Raw genomic sequence first — 17047 nt, 5'->3', positions numbered from 1 at the left:
GATCAGCTAGCTGATCAGAACACCGAGACGTAATCGCCCAGCTCGACCTGTACCGATTTGATGCGGGTGAAGTTGTTCAGCGAGCTGATCCCGTTCTCACGGCCCACGCCCGACTGCTTGTAGCCGCCGACCGGCATTTTTGCGTCGGACTCGCCCCAGGCGTTGATCCAGCAGATACCGGCTTCCAGTTGATGGATCACGCGGTGCGCGCGGTTCAGGTCTTTGGTGACGATACCGGCGGCCAGGCCGAAGTCGGTGTCGTTGGCGCGGCGGATCACTTCTTCTTCGGTTTCGTAGGAAAGGATCGCCATGACCGGGCCGAAGATTTCTTCGCGGACGATGGTCATGTCATCGGTGCAGTCGGTGAACACGGTCGGCGCAACGAACGCGCCTTTGGCGAATTCGCCGTCGGTCAGACGACCGCCGCCGCACAGCACGCGTGCGCCTTGTTCCTTACCTTTTTCGATATAGGCCAGCACGCTTTCCATGTGGGCGAAGCTGACCAGCGGACCGAAGTTGGTGTTTTCGTCTTCCGGGTTGCCGACGCGGATGCGCGCAACGCGCTCAACGATCTTGGCTTCGAACGCGGCTTTCAGGTGCGCCGGAACGAACACGCGGGTGCCGTTGGTGCAGACCTGACCGGAGCTGTAGAAGTTGGCCATCATCGCGGTGTCGGCGGCGCGATCCAGGTCGGCGTCGTCGCAGATGATCAACGGCGACTTGCCGCCCAGTTCCATGGTCACGTCTTTGAGCGACGAAGCCGAAGCGCTGGCCATGACTTTCTTGCCGGTGTCGGTGCCGCCAGTGAAAGAGATTTTTTCGATGCGCGGGTGCTCGGTCAGCCAGGTGCCGACTTCGCGGCCGCTGCCGGTCAGCACGTTAAATACGCCGTTCGGTACGCCGGCTTCGGTGTAGATCTCAGCCAGTTTCAGGGTGGTCAGCGAGGTGACTTCGCTTGGCTTGAAGATCATCGCGTTACCGGCCGCCAGGGCTGGAGCGGATTTCCACAGCGCGATCTGGATCGGGTAGTTCCACGCGCCGATACCGGCGACCACGCCCAGCGGTTCGCGACGGGTGTAAACGAACGAGGTGTCACGCAGCGGGATCTGCTCGCCTTCGATCGCAGGCACCAGGCCTGCGTAGTATTCCAGCACGTCAGCGCCGGTCACGATGTCGACGTACTTGGTTTCGGAGAAGGATTTGCCGGTGTCCAGGGTTTCCAGCGCGGCCAGCTCATCGTTGCGCTCGCGCAGGATGTCGACGGCGCGACGCAGGATGCGCGAACGCTCCATGGCGGTCATTGCAGCCCAGATCTTCTGGCCCTTTTCGGCGCTGGCCACGGCGCGCTCGACGTCGTCTTTGGTCGCACGTTGCACCAGTGCGAGGACTTCACCGTTCGCCGGGTTGATGGCTTCGAAGGTGGCGTCGCTGCCGGCGTCGGTGTACGCGCCATCGATGTAGAGTTTTTGCAGTTCGAAACGGGCCATAGTGTCCTCGCAAGTGCATTGGTGGTTGGCGTTGACCACCGCGATGACGCTGCGGTGGAGTTCAGGGGCCGAGCATTTTCTGTGTGCTCTAGCTCACCTTCTTGGCCAATTGGAAATCCATGTATTCGTAAGCGATCTGTTGCGCCTGCGCTGTGTCGAAAGCGTCTCCCGACAGCGCGCCGCGCAACCACAAGCCGTCAATCAACGCTGCCAGACCCCGGGCGGCGCTGCGCGCATCTTCGAGCGGCAGCACACGGCGGAACTGGCAGCACAGGTTGGAATACAGACGGTGATCGTTGATCCGCTGCAACCTGTGCAAAGACGGCTGGTGCATGCTGGTGGCCCAGAAGGCCAGCCAGGTTTTCATTGCCGGGCCATTGACCTGGCTGGCGTCGAAGTTGCCTTCGATGATCACCTGCAGATGCGCCCGTGGGCTGTCATCTGCCAGCGCCTGACGGCGCGCGGTGACGCTCTCGCTGAGGGCGGTCATCAGGTACCGCATCGTGGCGGCGATCAGGCCGTTCTTGTCCTGAAAGTAATGACTGATGATGCCATTCGAGACACCGGCCAAACGGGCGATCAGCGCAATGCTGGCGTCCCCCATTCCGACCTGATCGACCGCTTGCAAAGTGGCTTCGATCAATTGTTGGCGGCGGATGGGTTGCATACCGACCTTGGGCATCTTGCACATCTCCTTAGGCCTTCCGAGGGGCGAATGACGCCGATCGGATTGAGGGCCAGTCTATTTTGTTTTGATTGAACGTTCAATCAACAAAGAATAAGATCTGCGACAATTCGTCGCTGCCTACAGAAAATTCCTACGCGTGATGACGATAAAAACCGACACCTGAAACGGCTCGAAACCTGCGTGGGGCATGGCGCGGTTCGCGACTCGAAGGACGTGTTGAAAGGGCAAGACGCTCGGGGCCAGGTTTCGGATGAACGTCCGTCGCCTCTGGCCACGAAAGCGAATACGCAACGCCATTTCGGCAGGTTCGGGCTTTTTTCGGAGTGTCTTTATATCACCCGCCGGTCGGCTGCCAACTAACCGATTGGTCGGGTTCCGTGATGCCTTGTGTTCTTCTCTCGCACTGCCTGGAGCATTTGTGCCATGAGTTCTGCCTCGCTAATAAAGACCCCGCCCGAGAAGGTGACGGTCAACGGTTGGGTGTTCTACACCTCGACCGCGCTGATTCTGTTGTTGACCGCCATTCTGATCATCGCCCCGCAAGAGGCCGGCAGAATGTTGGGCATGGCCCAGGCCTGGCTGTCGCGCAGCTTCGGCTGGTACTACATGGTAGTGATCGCCGCCTACCTGGTGTTCGTGGTCGGTCTGGCGTTTTCCTCGTACGGCAAACTCAAACTGGGCAGCAAGGACGACACCCCGGATTTCAGTTATGGCGCCTGGGCGGGGATGCTGTTCTCGTCGGGCATCGGCATTTCGCTGTTGTACTTCGGCGCGTCCGAGCCGCTGGATCACTACTTCAATCCGCCGGAAGGCACGTCGGCCAGCAATCTGGCGGCGCGGCAGGCGGTGCAACTGACTTTCCTGCACTGGGGCCTGCACGGCTGGGCGATTTACGCTTTGGTCGGTCTGGCCGTGGCGTATTTTGCCTATCGGCATAACCAGCCACTGGCGCTGCGTTCGGCGCTGTATCCACTGGTCGGCGAGCGTTGGGTCAAAGGCGCGGCCGGGCACGCGGTAGACGGCTTCGGCATGTTCGTGACCCTGCTGGGTCTGGTGACCAACCTGGGGATCGGCTCGCTGCAAGTGTCATCCGGGCTGGAAAACCTGTTCGGCATGGAGCACAGCAACACCAACCTGCTGATCGTAATCATCGTCATGAGCACCGTGGCGACCATCGCTGCCGTGTCGGGTGTGGAAAACGGCATCCGTCGTCTGTCCAACCTGAACATCGTGCTGTTCAGCGGCCTGCTGATTTTCGTCCTGCTGTTCGGCCCGACGCTGCACCTGCTCAACGGCTTTGTGCAAAACATTGGTGACTACCTCAACGGCGTGGTACTGAAGACTTTCGACCTGTACGTCTATGAAGGCGACAGCGCCAAGTCCGATCGCTGGCTGGGCCTGTGGACTCTGTTCTACTGGGCGTGGTGGATTTCCTGGGCGCCATTCGTGGGCATGTTCATCGCGCGGATTTCCCGTGGCCGCAGCGTGCGTGAGCTGGTCGCCGGCGTGCTGCTGATTCCGCTGGGCTTCACTCTGGCGTGGCTGTCGATCTTCGGCAACTCGGCGCTGGATCTGGTGATGAACCAGGGCGCGGTGGAGCTGGGCAAGACAGCGCTGGAGCAGCCGTCGATGGCGATCTATCAGTTGCTTGAGCATTACCCGGCGTCGAAAGTCGTCATCGGGGTGTCGATCTTTGTCGGCTTCGTGCTGTTCCTGACCCCGGCCGACTCCGGCGCGGTGATGATGGCGAATCTTTCCTGCAAGGGCGGCAACGTCGATGAAGACGCGCCGCACTGGCTGCGGATCTTCTGGTCGGTGGTGATCACCCTGGTGACCATCGGCCTGCTGTTCGCCGGCAACTTCGAAGCCATGCAGACCATGGTCGTGCTGGCCGGCCTGCCGTTCTCGGTGGTGCTGATCTGCTTCATGTTCGGCCTGCACAAGGCGATGCGCCAAGACGTGCAGATCGAACAGGAGCAAGCGCAACTGGCCGAGCGCGGACGCCGTGGTTTCAGCGAGCGCTTGACGCAACTGGATCTGCAGCCGAGCCAATCGGTGGTGCAGCGCTTCATGGACAAACACGTCACACCGGCGCTGGAAGATGCAGCGGCGCAATTGCGCAATCAGGGCATTGAAGTGCAGACGCTGCTGGGCAAGGCCAAGCGTTGCATGGGCGTGAGGGTCGAGATGGAAGAGGGCAACCCTTTCGTTTACGAAGTGAGCCTGGATGGTTATCTGGCGACCCCGACCGAGTCGGCGCAATCGGATGAAGCGCGTCAGCGTTATTACCGCGCTGAGGTGTATCTGCACAATGGCAGTCAGGATTATGACTTGATGGGCTTTACGCCGGAGCAGATTACCCGGGATGTGCTCGATCAGTTTGAAAGCCATCGGCAGCTCCTTGGCCGGGTGTATAGCTAAACCTTGAGATTCAGCGGTGCAGTCAGCTGCACCGCTGAACCATTGTGGCGAGGGGATTTATCCCCGTTGGGCTGCGAAGCAGCCCTGAAACCGTCAAACGCGGTTTTACTCAATTACCGCGATTGACGACTTGGGGCCGCTTCGCGCCCCATCGGGGATAAATCCCCTCGCCACAGGTTCTCTATTTGCAGTTCAATATCTGTATGAATAAAAACGCCGCGATCGTCTCGCGGCGTTTTTGTGTCTGCGGATTTACCCCAGATTCTTGCCCAGCAACGCGTGATACAACTCGCTGTCGCCCAGAATCCCCACCACATGATTGTCATCGTGCAGCACCAGCTTGTTGCCGGTCTGATAACGGATCTGCAGCGCGTCACGCATGCCGATGTTCGAGTCCACCAGCGTTGGCTTGCGCTCCAGGCCTTCCACCGCTTGCCCCGGGGCCCAGTTCTGCAGGTTCAGCACTGAACCGTTCTGTCGTGCGCCTTTGATGGTGTTGCCTTCGGCCAGGTCCAGCCACGAGTCGCCGCCCGGATCGAGGCACACCGAACCGTTGATGCGTTTGCACTTGTCCAGCGTGCGCATCAGGCTGCGGCCGCAGAGCACGTTGAGCGGATTGGTGTGGGCGACGAAGGTACGCACATAGTCGTCCGCCGGGTTGAGGACGATTTCTTCCGGCACGCTGTACTGGATGATCCGACCGTCCTTCATGATCGCGATGCGGCTGCCGAGTTTGAGTGCTTCATCGAGGTCGTGGCTGACGAACACGATGGTCTTGCTCAGCTTGCGTTGCAGCTCCAGAAGTTCATCCTGCAGGCCTTGGCGGATCAGCGGGTCGAGGGCCGAGAACGGTTCGTCCATCAGCAGAATATCGGCGTCCATCGCCAGCGCACGGGCGAGGCCGACGCGTTGCTGCATGCCGCCAGAGAGCTCATCAGGCTTCTTGTTGCGCCACTGGGTCAGGCCCACCAGTTCGAGTTTCTCGTCGACCAGTTTCTTGCGTTCCTTCTCCGGTCGGCCCTGCATTTCCAGACCGAAACTGATGTTCTCGCGCACCGTCAGCCACGGCATCAGAGCGAACTTCTGAAACACCATGGCAATGCGCTTGGTGCGCATCATTTTCAGCTCGGCCGGAGTGCACGAGGCGATGTCGATCTGGCGGTTTTCATGCTCGACGAACAGCTTGCCGCGGCTCACGGTGTTGAGGCCGTTGATGCAGCGCAGCAGGCTCGACTTGCCTGATCCGGACAGGCCCATCAGCACGCAGATCTCGCCCTTGTTGATGTCCAGCGTGGCTTTTTCCACACCGACGATCTGCCCGGTCTTCTTGAGGATCTCGTTGCGGGTCATGCCCTGATCGAGCAGCTTGAGCGCCTCGCGCGGGTCTTTGGAGAAGATTACGTCAACGTCTTCGAAGCGAATTATGCTCATGCGTCACCCCCTACTTTAGCGTCGGGTTGTTTGCAGATACGGTCGAGCATGATCGCCAGCAGTACGATTGCCAGGCCTGCTTCGAAGCCCAGCGCAATATCAGCAGTGTTCAGTGCGTTGACCACCGGTTTGCCGAGTCCGTCAGCGCCGACCAGTGCCGCGATCACCACCATCGACAGCGACAGCATGATGCACTGGGTGATGCCGGCCGCGATGCTCGGCATGGCGTGCGGCAGTTCGATCCTTGAGAGCAATTGGCGACGCGAGCAGCCGAAGGCCTTGCCGGCGTCCATCAGTTCTTGCGGGACATCGCGGATGCCCAGGTAGGTCAGGCGGATCGGCGCCGCGATGGCGAACACCACCGTGGAGATCAGGCCCGGAACCACACCCAGCCCGAAGAGGGTCAGGGTAGGAATGAGGTAAACGAAGGTCGGTACGGTCTGCATCAGATCGAGCACCGGCCGCATCATGGTGTAGAACATCGGTTTGTGCGCGGCGACGATGCCCAGCGGCACGCCGATCAACACGCAGACCAGGGTGGCGAACAACACCTGGGCGAGGGTTTCCATGGTTTCCTGCCAGTACCCCAGGTTGAGGATCAGCAGGAACGAGGCGACCACGAACGCGGTCAGGCCCCACTTGCGTTGAATCAGATGGGCAATGATGGCAATCAGGCCAATCAGCACCAGTGGGTTGAACCAGGTCAGCGCAAACGTCACGCCGTGGATCATCGTTTCCAGTGTCACGGCGATTGCGTCGAAGGTGTTGGCGCCGTGTTGCGTCAACCATTCGACGAAGCCCGCGATGTACTGGCCTAAAGGTATTTTCTGATCAATCAGCATGGTAGTGAACGTCCGCATGCAAGGAAATTAACAGCCCGGGCAGGCACGCCTGCCCGGCATAAGCGGTGCCTTTCAAATCAAGGCGCGAGCTTGGCTTTCACGGCCTCCAGGCCTGGTTTACCGTCAATGGTGGTCACGCCAGCGAGCCAGGTATCGAGCACCTGTGGATTCTTTTTCAGCCAGGCCTTGGCGGCCGCGTCAGGCTTCATCTTGTCGTCGAGGATGTTGCCCATCAGTTCACTTTCCATGTCGACGGTGAACTCCAGGTTTTTCAACAGCTGACCGACGTTGCTGCATTCTTCGGCGTAACCCTTGCGGGTGTTGGTCGCCACGGTGGCTGCGCCGAAATCGGGGCCGAAGAAGTCGTCGCCGCCGGTCAGGTATTGAATCTTGAAGCGCTTGTTCATCGGATGCGGTGCCCAGCCGAGGAAGACCACGGCGGTGTCGCGCTTCTGCGCCCGGTCGACTTGCGAGAGCATGCCGGCCTCGGAAGATTCGACGATCTTGAAGCCTGCGGTCTTCAGGCCGAAGGCGTCCTTGTCGATCATGCTCTGGATCAGCCGGTTGCCGTCGTTGCCCGGCTCGATGCCGTAGATCTTGCCGTCGAGCTCTTTCTTGAATTTGGCGATGTCGGCGAAGTCATGCAGGCCTTTGTCGTACAGGGCTTGCGGCACGGCGAGGGTGTACTTGGCGCCCTTGAGGTTGGTGCGCACGGTGTCGACGGTGCCGGCATCGCGATACGGCTTGATGTCGTTCTCCATGGTCGGCATCCAGTTACCGAGAAACACGTCCATGTTCTTGCCGTCGGCCAGCGACTTGTAGGTCACGGGCACGGAGATCATGGTGGTTTTGGTTTTGTAGCCGAGGGCGTTGAGAACAACAGAAGTGGTGGCGGTGGTGGCGGTGATGTCGGTCCAGCCGACATCGGAGAAGTTAACGAGGCTGCACTGTGCCGGTTCTGCGGCTTGCGCCAGTAACGGCAGACTCAGCAGGGCGGCCAACAACAACGACGGGGAACCTTTCATGGATGGACTCCTTGGTGTTTTTTTTGGCAGTGTTCCGACTGTGGACCACCGCACTTATGGGTTGCGGTTGGTGGCGTTCTGACGACAGCTCTACCGCAGCGCCTTGCAATCGAGTCATCCCGATCATGTACCAGTGAAAATCTGACGCCTACAGGGAGGGTCGTATCCAGTACAGGGATGGTCGCTTCCAGTGTCGGTGACGTCGCTTACAGCTTTTTTCCGCCCCCGATGACCTGCTCAACGGCATAAAAACGGCGTATTTGCGGGGCGAAAACGTAACGACGCTGCTGGACATGACTGCGTCGGTGTCAGACGCCGAGCGCGCCGACAAAAGCCCGATGATGCCGGCATTCGGCGGATCGCAGCTTGAGCGTAGCAGCTCCGCCAGCGGGCGCTTTTGCCGCCCGGACCGGTATTCTCAGGAGCTTCGCAGCAATGGCTATCAGCGTTTTCGACCTGTTCAAAATCGGCATCGGCCCTTCCAGTTCCCACACCGTCGGGCCGATGCGCGCCGCCGCATTGTTCGTCGAGTCGCTGCGCGGCAAGCATCAGCTGGAACAGGTGCGGCGCATCGAGGTGCAGTTGTTCGGATCGCTTTCCGCCACCGGCATCGGTCACGGCAGCGACAACGCAGTGATCATGGGCCTGATGGGCGAGTGGCCGGACGCAATCGACCCGGCGCAGATCGGCCCGCGCATTCAGGCGCTGCGGGAAACCCATACGTTGTTATTGGACGGTCGCCTGTCGGTGCCGTTTGTGTGGGCGCGGGACATGCGCCTGATCGATGAAAACCTGCCATTCCATCCCAACGCCATGACGCTGGTGGCCGAAGGCGAGTTCGGTGAGTTGCACCGTGACACCTACTATTCGGTTGGCGGCGGCTTCGTCGTTGATGAGGCGCAGGCCAGCAGCCGCGTAGTCGATCTGGATCGCACCGAATTGCCTTACGATTTTTCAAGCGCGGTCGAGTTGCTGCAGTTGTGCCAAACGCACAACCTGCGCGTCGCTGAACTGATGATGGCCAACGAAAAGGTCTGGCGCAGCGAAGAAGAAATCCGCGCCGGCCTGATGAAGCTGTGGCGGGCGATGCAGGATTGCGTCGAGCAGGGCCTCAAGCACGAAGGCATTCTGCCCGGCGGCTTGAATGTGCGCCGGCGCGCGGCGAAGTTGCACCGCAGCCTGCAAGAGTTGAATAAACCCAATGTCATTGGCTCGACGTTGAGCGCGATGGAGTGGGTCAATTTGTTCGCCCTGGCCGTCAATGAAGAGAACGCCGCCGGCGGGCGCATGGTTACCGCGCCGACCAACGGCGCGGCGGGGATCATCCCGGCGGTGCTGCACTATTTCATGAAGTTCAGCGAGGCGGTCACCGACGCCAACGTCGTCGACTATTTCCTCGCCGCGGCGGCGGTCGGCATTTTGTGCAAGAAGAACGCTTCGATCTCTGGCGCCGAGGTCGGTTGTCAGGGCGAGGTCGGTTCGGCCTGCGCGATGGCAGCGGCGGGGCTGGCGGAGATTCTTGGCGCCACGCCCGAGCAATTGTGCAACGCGGCGGAAATCGGCCTGGAGCACAACCTTGGTCTGACCTGCGACCCGGTCGGAGGGCTGGTGCAAGTGCCGTGCATCGAGCGCAATGCGATTGCGGCAGTGAAAGCGATCAACGCGGCGCAAATGGCCCTGCGCGGCGACGGTCAGCACTTCATCTCGCTGGACCGGGTGATCCGCACCATGCGCGATACCGGCGCGGATATGCATGACAAATATAAAGAGACTTCGCGCGGTGGGTTGGCGGTCAGCGCGGTTGAGTGCTGACCGTGAACCCGTGGCGAGGGGATTTATCCCCGCTGGGCTGCGAAGCAGTCCCAAATCCTGCAATCGAGTTTTGCCTGACACACTTTGGTGAATGGATTTACGACTGCTGCGCAGCCGATCGGGGATAAATCCCCTCGCCACAGGTTGATCTGGCAGAGTGGAGTGCCAGACCAGTCAAAACTGCTCGACAAAAGAACACCCCGATCCAGCCACGCCACCTTTTGGCGCGTCGCAATCAGACAAGCGTCACTATCAGTCGTGACTCGTCAGTCGTTACCTGACCGTCCGTCGTCCGTGCTTGCGGTGACACTCTGTGCAAATCCTCTGCAGGCCAGTTCCCACAAGTGCTACCGATCTGCTCACAGGCTGCGCGGCAGGGCTCTGGCGGCGCCTGATGGCACTTCGAAATGGCGTGTTCCGAGGTCTCGTATAGACGCGTCGCGAGGTCGTTTTCAGGAGTTATTGAATGGCCGTCCAATTTCAGGCACGGCAATTGCTCTGTCATAACAAAGCCTGCTTTCTCCGTGAGACGCGGGCAATAACAAGAGCCTCCACCTGAGGCCGCCACCCGCTTTGTGTGAGGAGATACCGCGATGACGTCGTTCAACTCCGGGGCCCAACCCCAGAACCGTGCGCCTCAATCCATCGGCTTTCTGCTGCTGGACAATTTCACGCTGATTTCCCTGGCGTCCGCCGTTGAGCCACTGCGCATGGCCAACCAGTTGTCCGGTCGCGAGCTGTATCGCTGGAGCACCCTCACCGTCGATGGTGGCCAGGTCTGGGCCAGTGACGGTCTGCAGATCACTCCCGACGCCTCCATGCACAAAGCCCCGCAACTGGACACCGTTATTGTCTGCGGCGGGATCGGCATTCAACGCACCGTGACCCGTGAACACGTCTCGTGGCTGCAAAGCCAGGCGCGCCAGTCCAAGCGTCTTGGCGCGGTGTGCACCGGCAGTTGGGCGTTGGCCTGCGCCGGTCTGCTCGATGGCTTCGATTGCAGCGTGCACTGGGAATGTCTGGCGGCGATGCAGGAAGCCTTCCCGCGGGTGGCCATGAGCACACGCTTGTTCACCCTCGACCGTAACCGCTTCACCAGCTCTGGCGGCACCGCGCCGCTGGACATGATGCTGCACCTGATCAGCCGCGACCACGGTCGGGAACTGTCGGCAGCGATCTCGGAAATGTTCGTCTACGAGCGCATCCGCAACGAACAGGATCACCAACGTGTGCCGCTCAAGCACATGCTCGGCACCAACCAGCCGAAGTTGCAGGAAATCGTCGCGCTGATGGAAGCCAATCTGGAAGAGCCGATCGATCTGGATGAACTGGCGGTGTATGTCGCGGTGTCGCGTCGACAGCTGGAGCGGTTGTTCCAGAAATACTTGCACTGCTCGCCGTCGCGCTACTACCTCAAACTGCGGCTGATCCGCGCCCGGCAACTGCTCAAGCAGACGCCGATGTCGATCATCGAAGTGGCGTCGGTGTGTGGTTTCGTCTCCACGCCGCACTTCTCCAAGTGCTACCGCGAATACTTCGGCATCCCGCCGCGTGACGAGCGCGTCGGCTCCAACACCACCCAGCAAGTGGCGATGTTGCCGCTGCCGCAAGCGATCGTGATGTCGCCGCTCTCGGGGCCGATGTCGGCGCTGAGTCAGGCGCGCAATGAGTCGACGTTTGCCAGCGTAAGGCTGTAGACCGAGTCTGATCGTTCCCACGCAGAGCGTGGGAACGATCAGGTAGGCGCGAGCCTGCTCGCGAAGGGGTTTCTCAGGCGCTGTGAGATTGCTGATAATCCGAAAGGGCCGGCAACAACTGTTTATCGATTGCCTGGCGCACCGCCGGCTGAATGCTGGCGCCGCTGGTGTACATGTCCTTGACCATCTTGCGCAGTTCAAACGCGCGAACGTTATCCAGGCCACGCACCGCACACTCGCAGGCCTGCTCGGCGGTGGTACCGCTCGGTACCTGAATACCCAAGGCCTTGAGCTGGCCCAACAGATCTTCCTGGTCGATCAAATCGGCGTACATCATCACGCAAATCCTTCTGTGGCAACGGAGGTCTTGGCTCGATTCTGGTGGCCCCGACCGGACCCGGCAAGGGCGTTTTGTCGCGGTGGCCGGGACGACTATGAACAGGTCGTTTTCGGCTAACCGACTGGATTGTCGACTAGGCACACTGGTGCCAGCTCGCTTCACGAAGGTTTGGTCACCCTCGCCTGGCAGCTCCTCAACAGTACCCTCCTCAGCTCCGATCCTGTCACGGCTTGATCGGAGTTTTTTTTGCCTGTGAATCACGGGGGGGTGATCGAGCTGACGCCATCGCTGGCAAGCCAGCTCCCACAGATCTACCTCTGCAACACCAGAATCCGCGACAACAGCTCATCCCGGTCGACATAGCAGCCCTGGAAATGCCGCGCCCCGGTGGCTGGATCAAAGGCATTGCGCGCATGCAGCGTGCGGCGGTTGTCAAAGCACCACAATTCGCCCGGGTTGAGCCGCTGCACCAGCCGAAACCGCGGCTCGCGGGTCATCGCAATAAAGCGCCGATAGGCTCGATACAGCAACGGCATCTGCGCCACCGACGTATCGAACGCCCCGCGCAGAAAGTTGGCCATGCGAATCTCCGCCACCCGGCCCAGCGCATCCACAGCAATGATCGGCGCCAGGCAGCGATAGTCGCTGTGCCGGTCCTTGTTGCGAAATTCCACGGGTATTTCACACAGGGCCTCAAACAGCTGTGGCTCCTCCTGACGCAAGGCGTCGGCGATCGCAAAACCATCGACGAAAATACTCTCGCCTCCCTCGGCCTCATTCACCAGGCAATGCAGAAATTGCAGCCCCGGTTGCAGCTCGCGAGTCGGCAAATCCGTGTGCAATGGCAGGTTGAAGGCGGTGTAGGCGTTGCTGTCGGCGTCGGCTTTGGATTGCACATTGAACAGCACGCCAAAATTGCTTTCGCGGATGAAGGAAATCCGTTGCGCGATGAGTTTCAGCGAGCCCGGCTCGGTGGGCGCGCCGCGCACTTGGGTCAGGCCGATGTCGCGCACGGCGAGCAACCATTGCAGCAGCGCGGCGTTGTCGTTCATCAGTGCGGTGTAGTCGAACACCGGCAACTGCAGATCGCTGGACCACAAACGCGGCTGCGGTTTGCCGGCCATGCGTTCGGCGCGGGATTGATCGTCATAGGCGTGAGCGCGCAACCAGCCCGGGTCGAAGCGGCTGAGGTGACCGTCCTGCCAGTCGATGCGCAGGCAGCCATCGGTGTCGATGCGCGTGGCATGCGGTTGCAAGTCCTCGGCGGCATCGACGCTTTCGAATACCTGCTCGCGGGTGACGCTGTAGACGCAGCGATCACACGGGCAATTGTCACGCAGCCATACGTGGTGAAACGGGCTGATACGACCGTCAGCCCACTCGATGACAGCGCGATCCGCCAGACCCTGCACGCCTCGCAGCGCGCTGATCAACGGATAAGTACGAAAATCGGCAACAGCGACGGCGGTGTGCATGGCGGCTCCTTGACAGTGGGAATTTACCGAGCGGGTGGCAGCGCGATCACGCGGCCGATGTAAGCGGGAGCGGGCAGGTCGGTCTGATCGGCGACGATGGCTTGCAGGCGATGCAACGTATCGGGGCTGAACGGCGCCGAGCGCGGGCCGGCGAGGTCGACGTGCAGGAGCATCTGTTCATTGCCGGCCAGCGCTTGCTCATCGCCGATCTTGTGCAGGCTGTGATAGAGGTGCAGGCGCTTGCTGTCGTGGCCGATGATTTGCGTGCGCACTTCGACCTCGGTGTCGAGCTTCACTTCGTGCAGGTAATTGAGGTGCAGCTCAAGGGTGAACAGCGAATGGCCGCTGGCCTCGCGGTTGCTGCTGTCCATGCCGAGGCGGTCCATCAGCGCGTCGGTGGCGTAGCTGAAGATCAGCAGGTAGAAGGCATCGCGCAGGTGACCGTTGTAGTCGACCCAGTCGGAGATGATGGTGGTTTGGTAAGTGGTCAGGTGGGGCATGGTTTCTCCTAGCGGTGATCGTTCCCACGCTCTGCGTGGGAACGCCTCCTGTGACGCTCTGCGTCACGCTTCTGAGACGCGGAGCGTCCCGGGCTGCATTCCCACGCAGAGCGTGGGCACGATCAGGTAGCGAATCACTCGCTGAACGCCATCCCATGCTTCTCTTTGGTGGTCTTCACCGCCTCGAGCACCGCCAGCAAACAATCATCACGATAGCGCTCCAGCCCCGAAATGCTGTGCCGGCCGAGCTGATCAGTGGTGCCATCGACCACATCATCGATCAGCTTGTCGGTCAGCTCCGGTGCCGGCAGATACGTCCACGGCAACTGCAACGCCGGGCCGAACTGCGACATGAAGTGGCGCATGCCGGCATCGCCGCCGGCCAGGGTGTAGGTCAGGAACGTGCCCATGAACGACCAGCGCAGACCGGCGCCAAAGCGAATCGCATCGTCGATCTCGCCGGTCGTCGCGACACCGTCGTTGACCAGGTGCAACGCCTCGCGCCACAGCGCTTCGAGCAGGCGATCGGCGATGAAACCCGGCACTTCCTTGCGCACATGCAACGGGCGCATGCCGAGGGATTGGTAGACTTGCATCGCCGCTTGCACCGCTTCCGGCGCGGTATTTTTGCCGCCGACGACTTCGACCAGCGGCAACAGATAAACCGGGTTGAACGGATGCCCGACCACGCAGCGTTCAGGGTGCGTCGAACGCTCATAGAACTCGCTGGGCAAAAGGCCTGACGTGCTGGAGCCGATCAGCGCATCGGGCTTGGCCGCAGCGCTGATCTTGCTGTGCAGATCAAGCTTCAGTTCCAGCCGCTCCGGGGCGCTTTCCTGAATGAAATCGGCGTCACGCACGCATTCCTCGATGGTCGCGACAAAGCGCAGACGATCCTGCGAAGCGCCGGGCGCCAGGCCGTTCTTCTCCAGCGCGCCCCAGGCATTGGCCACGCGTTGGCGCAGTGCCGCCTCGGCGCCGGGCGCCGGGTCCCAGGCCACCACGTCGAGGCCATGGGCGAGGGCGCGGGCGACCCAGCCACTGCCGATGACACCGCTGCCCAGAGCGGCGAAGGTTTTGATTTCGGTGATAAAGCGCATGGTGATGTCCTGAAGAGTTCGGTGATCCCAGTGGAAACTCTGTTCTCGTGGCGAGGGGATTTATCCCCGATCGGCTGCGAAGCAGTCGTAAAACCTGTGCTCTCGGTCTATCTGATGCCCCGGGTTGTCAGGTTTTGGGGCGGCTTCGCCACCCATCGGGGATAAATCCCCTCACCACAAAATTTATGTTCACAGGGAGAAAGGGTGAGGTTCAGCCGCGCTGGGTCAGGCCCATTTTCTTGCGACCTTCTGCCGGCGTAAGGACGCGGGCACCGAGGCGGCTGAGGATTTCCGTGGCGCGTTCGACCAGTTGGCCATTGGTCGCCAGCACGCCTTTGTCCAGCCACAGGTTGTCTTCGAGGCCGACCCGCACGTTGCCGCCCAGCAGCACCGCTTGCGCCGCCATCGGCATCTGCATGCGGCCAATGCCGAAGCCGGCCCAGACCGCGTCGGCGGGCAGGTTGTCGACCATGGCTTTCATTGTGGTGGTGTCGGCCGGCGCGCCCCACGGGATGCCCAGGCACAGCTGGAACAGCGGGTTGTCGAGCAAGCCTTCCTTGATCATCTGCTTGGCGAACCACAGATGCCCGGTGTCGAAAATCTCCAGTTCGGCCTTTACCCCCAGTTCGGTGATGCGCTTGGCACCGGCGCGCAGTTGCGCCGGGGTGGAGACGTAAATGGTGTCGCCATCGCCGAAGTTCAGCGTGCCGCAATCGAGGGTGCAGATTTCCGGCAGCAGCTCTTCAACGTGGGCAAGACGGGTCAGCGGACCGACCAGATCGGTGTTCGGGCCGAACTCCATCGGCTTCTCGCCGGCGCCGATTTCGAGGTCGCCGCCCATGCCGGCGGTGAGGTTGACGATGATGTCGACGTCCGCCTCGCGGATGCGCTCCATCACTTCGCGGTACAGCGCCACGTCACGGCTGAACTTGCCGGTCTGCGGGTCGCGCACATGGCAGTGCACGACGGTGGCGCCAGCCTTGGCCGCTTCCACCGCGGCAGCAGCAATCTGTTTCGGGGTGACCGGCACGTGTGGGCTCTTGGCGGTCGTGTCGCCAGCACCGGTAAGTGCGCAGGTGATGATGACGTCGTGGTTCATGGTGCATTTCCTTCAGGCGTGATGGGTCTGTTCGCAGCCCGTGGCGGAGCTGCGAAGCGTCGTTAAATTTCCCTCTCCCTTGGGGAGAGGGTCAGGGTGAGGGGCTCTTCAATCGAGGGATTATTTGCTGGTCAGTTGCAGATGTTCAGCAGCCGGTTTGCCATCGAAAGTGGTCACACCTTCGAGCCAGCGCTGCTTGTCTTCGGGGTGATCCTTGAGCCACTGCTTCGCCGACTCGAAGGCATCCTTGTGATCGAGCAGCGGCTGCATCATCCGGCTCTCGTCTTCGGCGGTGAAAGTCAGGTTGGTCAGCAGGCGGCCGATGTTCGGGCATTGCTCAGCGTATTTCGGCGCGGTGACCGTCCACACCGTGGCCATGCCTTCGTTCGGGCCGAGGGCGTCTTCGCTGCCGGTCAGATAGGTCATCTGAATGTTGACGTTCATCGGGTGCGGCGCCCAGCCGAAGAACACCACGGCTTCCTTGCGGCGCACAGCGCGGTCGACGGCGGCGAGCATGCCGGCCTCGCTCGATTCGACCAATTGGAATTTGCCCAGGCCGAACTGGTTCTTGGCAATCATGGCTTTGATCTGGGTATTGGCGCCCGAGCCGGGCTCGATACCGTAGATCTTGCCGCCCAGTTCTTTCTCGAATTTGGCGATGTCGGCAAAGGTTTTCAGGCCTTTTTCGGCCAGATACGTCGGTACGGCGAGGGTGGCGCGGGCATCTTTCAGGCTCGGTGCCTCGAGCACTTTCACTTGCTTGGCCTCGACGAACGGGGTGATGGTCTGGGTCATCAGCGGGTTCCAGTAGCCGAGGAACAGGTCCAGACGCTGATCGCGAATCCCGGCGAAGATGATCTGCTGCGAGGCGCTGGTCTGTTTGGTGCTGTAGCCGAGGCCGTCGAGCAGGACCTGGGTCATGGCACTGGTGGCGATTACATCGGTCCAGTTGACCACGCCCATGCGTACGTTCTTGCAGGAGGCCGGTTCGGCCGCCATCACGCCGGTGCTGAAGAAAGCGGTACCGCTGAGTGCAAGAACGCAGCTGCTGATCAGTCGTTTCATGTCGGGTTCCTCGGCAGTTCGATTATTGTGGTTCCCGGCATCTGCGCGCCGGTGAGGCCAAGTTA

At 60.9% G+C, this 17047-nt stretch carries 14 protein-coding genes; 3 read left to right on the top strand and 11 right to left on the bottom strand.

All coding sequences use genetic code 11. The features are described from left to right. Positions 1-14: 14 nt before the first annotated feature. A complete protein-coding gene (gene betB, locus ACZ0AZ_RS06710) occupies positions 15-1487 on the bottom strand; it encodes a betaine-aldehyde dehydrogenase (protein WP_463537114.1) in 1473 nt (490 codons plus the stop codon). An 88-nt stretch (positions 1488-1575) separates the two neighbouring features. Beyond that, positions 1576-2169 carry a transcriptional regulator BetI gene (gene betI, locus ACZ0AZ_RS06705; protein ID WP_008085771.1) on the bottom strand — a complete coding sequence of 198 codons (594 nt, stop codon included), beginning with the start codon at positions 2167-2169 and terminating at the stop codon, positions 1576-1578. 486 nt (positions 2170-2655) lie between these two features. On the opposite strand from betI, the gene ACZ0AZ_RS06700 reads away from it, so the two are divergent. After that, the gene (locus tag ACZ0AZ_RS06700) at positions 2656-4596 is read left to right on the top strand and encodes a BCCT family transporter (protein ID WP_223259140.1); all 1941 of its coding nucleotides are present in this window, start codon (positions 2656-2658) and stop codon (positions 4594-4596) included. Between the two features lie 252 nt (positions 4597-4848). Here ACZ0AZ_RS06700 and choV read toward each other — a convergent pair whose 3' ends face one another. The 3 genes from choV to ACZ0AZ_RS06685 form a co-directional block, all read right to left on the bottom strand. Further along, the gene (gene choV / locus ACZ0AZ_RS06695) at positions 4849-6027 is read right to left on the bottom strand and encodes a choline ABC transporter ATP-binding protein (RefSeq protein WP_034153601.1); all 1179 of its coding nucleotides are present in this window, start codon (positions 6025-6027) and stop codon (positions 4849-4851) included. Next, on the bottom strand, positions 6024-6869 hold the full coding sequence (gene choW, locus ACZ0AZ_RS06690; protein ID WP_016772805.1) for a choline ABC transporter permease subunit: 846 nt from the start codon (positions 6867-6869) through the stop codon (positions 6024-6026). The genes choV and choW overlap by 4 nt, the downstream gene beginning before the upstream one ends. Before the next feature lie 77 nt (positions 6870-6946). Further along, the gene (locus ACZ0AZ_RS06685) at positions 6947-7894 is read right to left on the bottom strand and encodes a choline ABC transporter substrate-binding protein (protein WP_016772806.1); all 948 of its coding nucleotides are present in this window, start codon (positions 7892-7894) and stop codon (positions 6947-6949) included. A 435-nt stretch (positions 7895-8329) separates the two neighbouring features. On the opposite strand from ACZ0AZ_RS06685, the gene ACZ0AZ_RS06680 reads away from it, so the two are divergent. Continuing rightward, a complete protein-coding gene (locus tag ACZ0AZ_RS06680; RefSeq protein WP_463537112.1) occupies positions 8330-9706 on the top strand; it encodes an L-serine ammonia-lyase in 1377 nt (458 codons plus the stop codon). A 593-nt stretch (positions 9707-10299) separates the two neighbouring features. Continuing rightward, complete coding sequence (gene gbdR / locus ACZ0AZ_RS06675) at positions 10300-11403, top strand: choline metabolism transcriptional regulator GbdR (RefSeq protein ID WP_129997777.1); 1104 nt, start codon at positions 10300-10302, stop codon at positions 11401-11403. Positions 11404-11476: 73 nt separating this feature from the next. Here the strand turns inward: gbdR and ACZ0AZ_RS06670 are convergent, their stop codons facing one another. The 6 genes from ACZ0AZ_RS06670 to ACZ0AZ_RS06645 all read right to left on the bottom strand — a co-directional run bounded on the left by ACZ0AZ_RS06670 (position 11477) and on the right by ACZ0AZ_RS06645 (position 16982). Next, positions 11477-11740, bottom strand: a complete 264-nt coding sequence (locus ACZ0AZ_RS06670) for a hypothetical protein (protein ID WP_016772808.1) — start codon at positions 11738-11740, stop codon at positions 11477-11479. A gap of 314 nt (positions 11741-12054) precedes the next feature. Further along, on the bottom strand, positions 12055-13218 hold the full coding sequence (locus ACZ0AZ_RS06665; protein WP_463537111.1) for a gamma-butyrobetaine dioxygenase: 1164 nt from the start codon (positions 13216-13218) through the stop codon (positions 12055-12057). A gap of 23 nt (positions 13219-13241) precedes the next feature. Further along, positions 13242-13718 (bottom strand): thioesterase family protein, encoded by a 477-nt coding sequence (locus ACZ0AZ_RS06660; protein ID WP_310403509.1) that lies wholly within the window; start codon positions 13716-13718, stop codon positions 13242-13244. Between the two features lie 134 nt (positions 13719-13852). Then, positions 13853-14818 carry an L-carnitine dehydrogenase gene (locus ACZ0AZ_RS06655; RefSeq protein ID WP_463537110.1) on the bottom strand — a complete coding sequence of 322 codons (966 nt, stop codon included), beginning with the start codon at positions 14816-14818 and terminating at the stop codon, positions 13853-13855. Between the two features lie 211 nt (positions 14819-15029). Then, positions 15030-15917, bottom strand: coding sequence for a 3-dehydrocarnitine:acetyl-CoA trimethylamine transferase CdhC (gene cdhC / locus ACZ0AZ_RS06650; protein WP_194935224.1), 888 nt, complete (start codon positions 15915-15917; stop codon positions 15030-15032). 120 nt (positions 15918-16037) lie between these two features. Beyond that, on the bottom strand, positions 16038-16982 hold the full coding sequence (locus tag ACZ0AZ_RS06645; protein ID WP_129997772.1) for a choline ABC transporter substrate-binding protein: 945 nt from the start codon (positions 16980-16982) through the stop codon (positions 16038-16040). Positions 16983-17047: the final 65 nt, after the last annotated feature.

Source organism: Pseudomonas sp. AC239 (assembly GCF_979258545.1).
This window is presented reverse-complemented; position numbering and strand designations above follow the sequence as displayed.

Excerpts from the sequence above, each read along its gene's own strand:
- ACZ0AZ_RS06680 (WP_463537112.1), top strand. The coding sequence starts at position 8,330 with ATGGCTATCAGCGTTTTCGACCTGTTCAAAATCGGCATCGGCCCTTCC.
- choW (WP_016772805.1), bottom strand. The coding sequence starts at position 6,869 with ATGCTGATTGATCAGAAAATACCTTTAGGCCAGTACATCGCGGGCTTC.
- choV (WP_034153601.1), bottom strand. The coding sequence starts at position 6,027 with ATGAGCATAATTCGCTTCGAAGACGTTGACGTAATCTTCTCCAAAGAC.
- ACZ0AZ_RS06655 (WP_463537110.1), bottom strand. The coding sequence starts at position 14,818 with ATGCGCTTTATCACCGAAATCAAAACCTTCGCCGCTCTGGGCAGCGGT.
- ACZ0AZ_RS06645 (WP_129997772.1), bottom strand. The coding sequence starts at position 16,982 with ATGAAACGACTGATCAGCAGCTGCGTTCTTGCACTCAGCGGTACCGCT.
- cdhC (WP_194935224.1), bottom strand. The coding sequence starts at position 15,917 with ATGAACCACGACGTCATCATCACCTGCGCACTTACCGGTGCTGGCGAC.
- betB (WP_463537114.1), bottom strand. The coding sequence starts at position 1,487 with ATGGCCCGTTTCGAACTGCAAAAACTCTACATCGATGGCGCGTACACC.
- ACZ0AZ_RS06660 (WP_310403509.1), bottom strand. The coding sequence starts at position 13,718 with ATGCCCCACCTGACCACTTACCAAACCACCATCATCTCCGACTGGGTC.
- ACZ0AZ_RS06665 (WP_463537111.1), bottom strand. The coding sequence starts at position 13,218 with ATGCACACCGCCGTCGCTGTTGCCGATTTTCGTACTTATCCGTTGATC.
- ACZ0AZ_RS06685 (WP_016772806.1), bottom strand. The coding sequence starts at position 7,894 with ATGAAAGGTTCCCCGTCGTTGTTGTTGGCCGCCCTGCTGAGTCTGCCG.
- betI (WP_008085771.1), bottom strand. The coding sequence starts at position 2,169 with ATGCCCAAGGTCGGTATGCAACCCATCCGCCGCCAACAATTGATCGAA.
- ACZ0AZ_RS06670 (WP_016772808.1), bottom strand. The coding sequence starts at position 11,740 with ATGATGTACGCCGATTTGATCGACCAGGAAGATCTGTTGGGCCAGCTC.
- gbdR (WP_129997777.1), top strand. The coding sequence starts at position 10,300 with ATGACGTCGTTCAACTCCGGGGCCCAACCCCAGAACCGTGCGCCTCAA.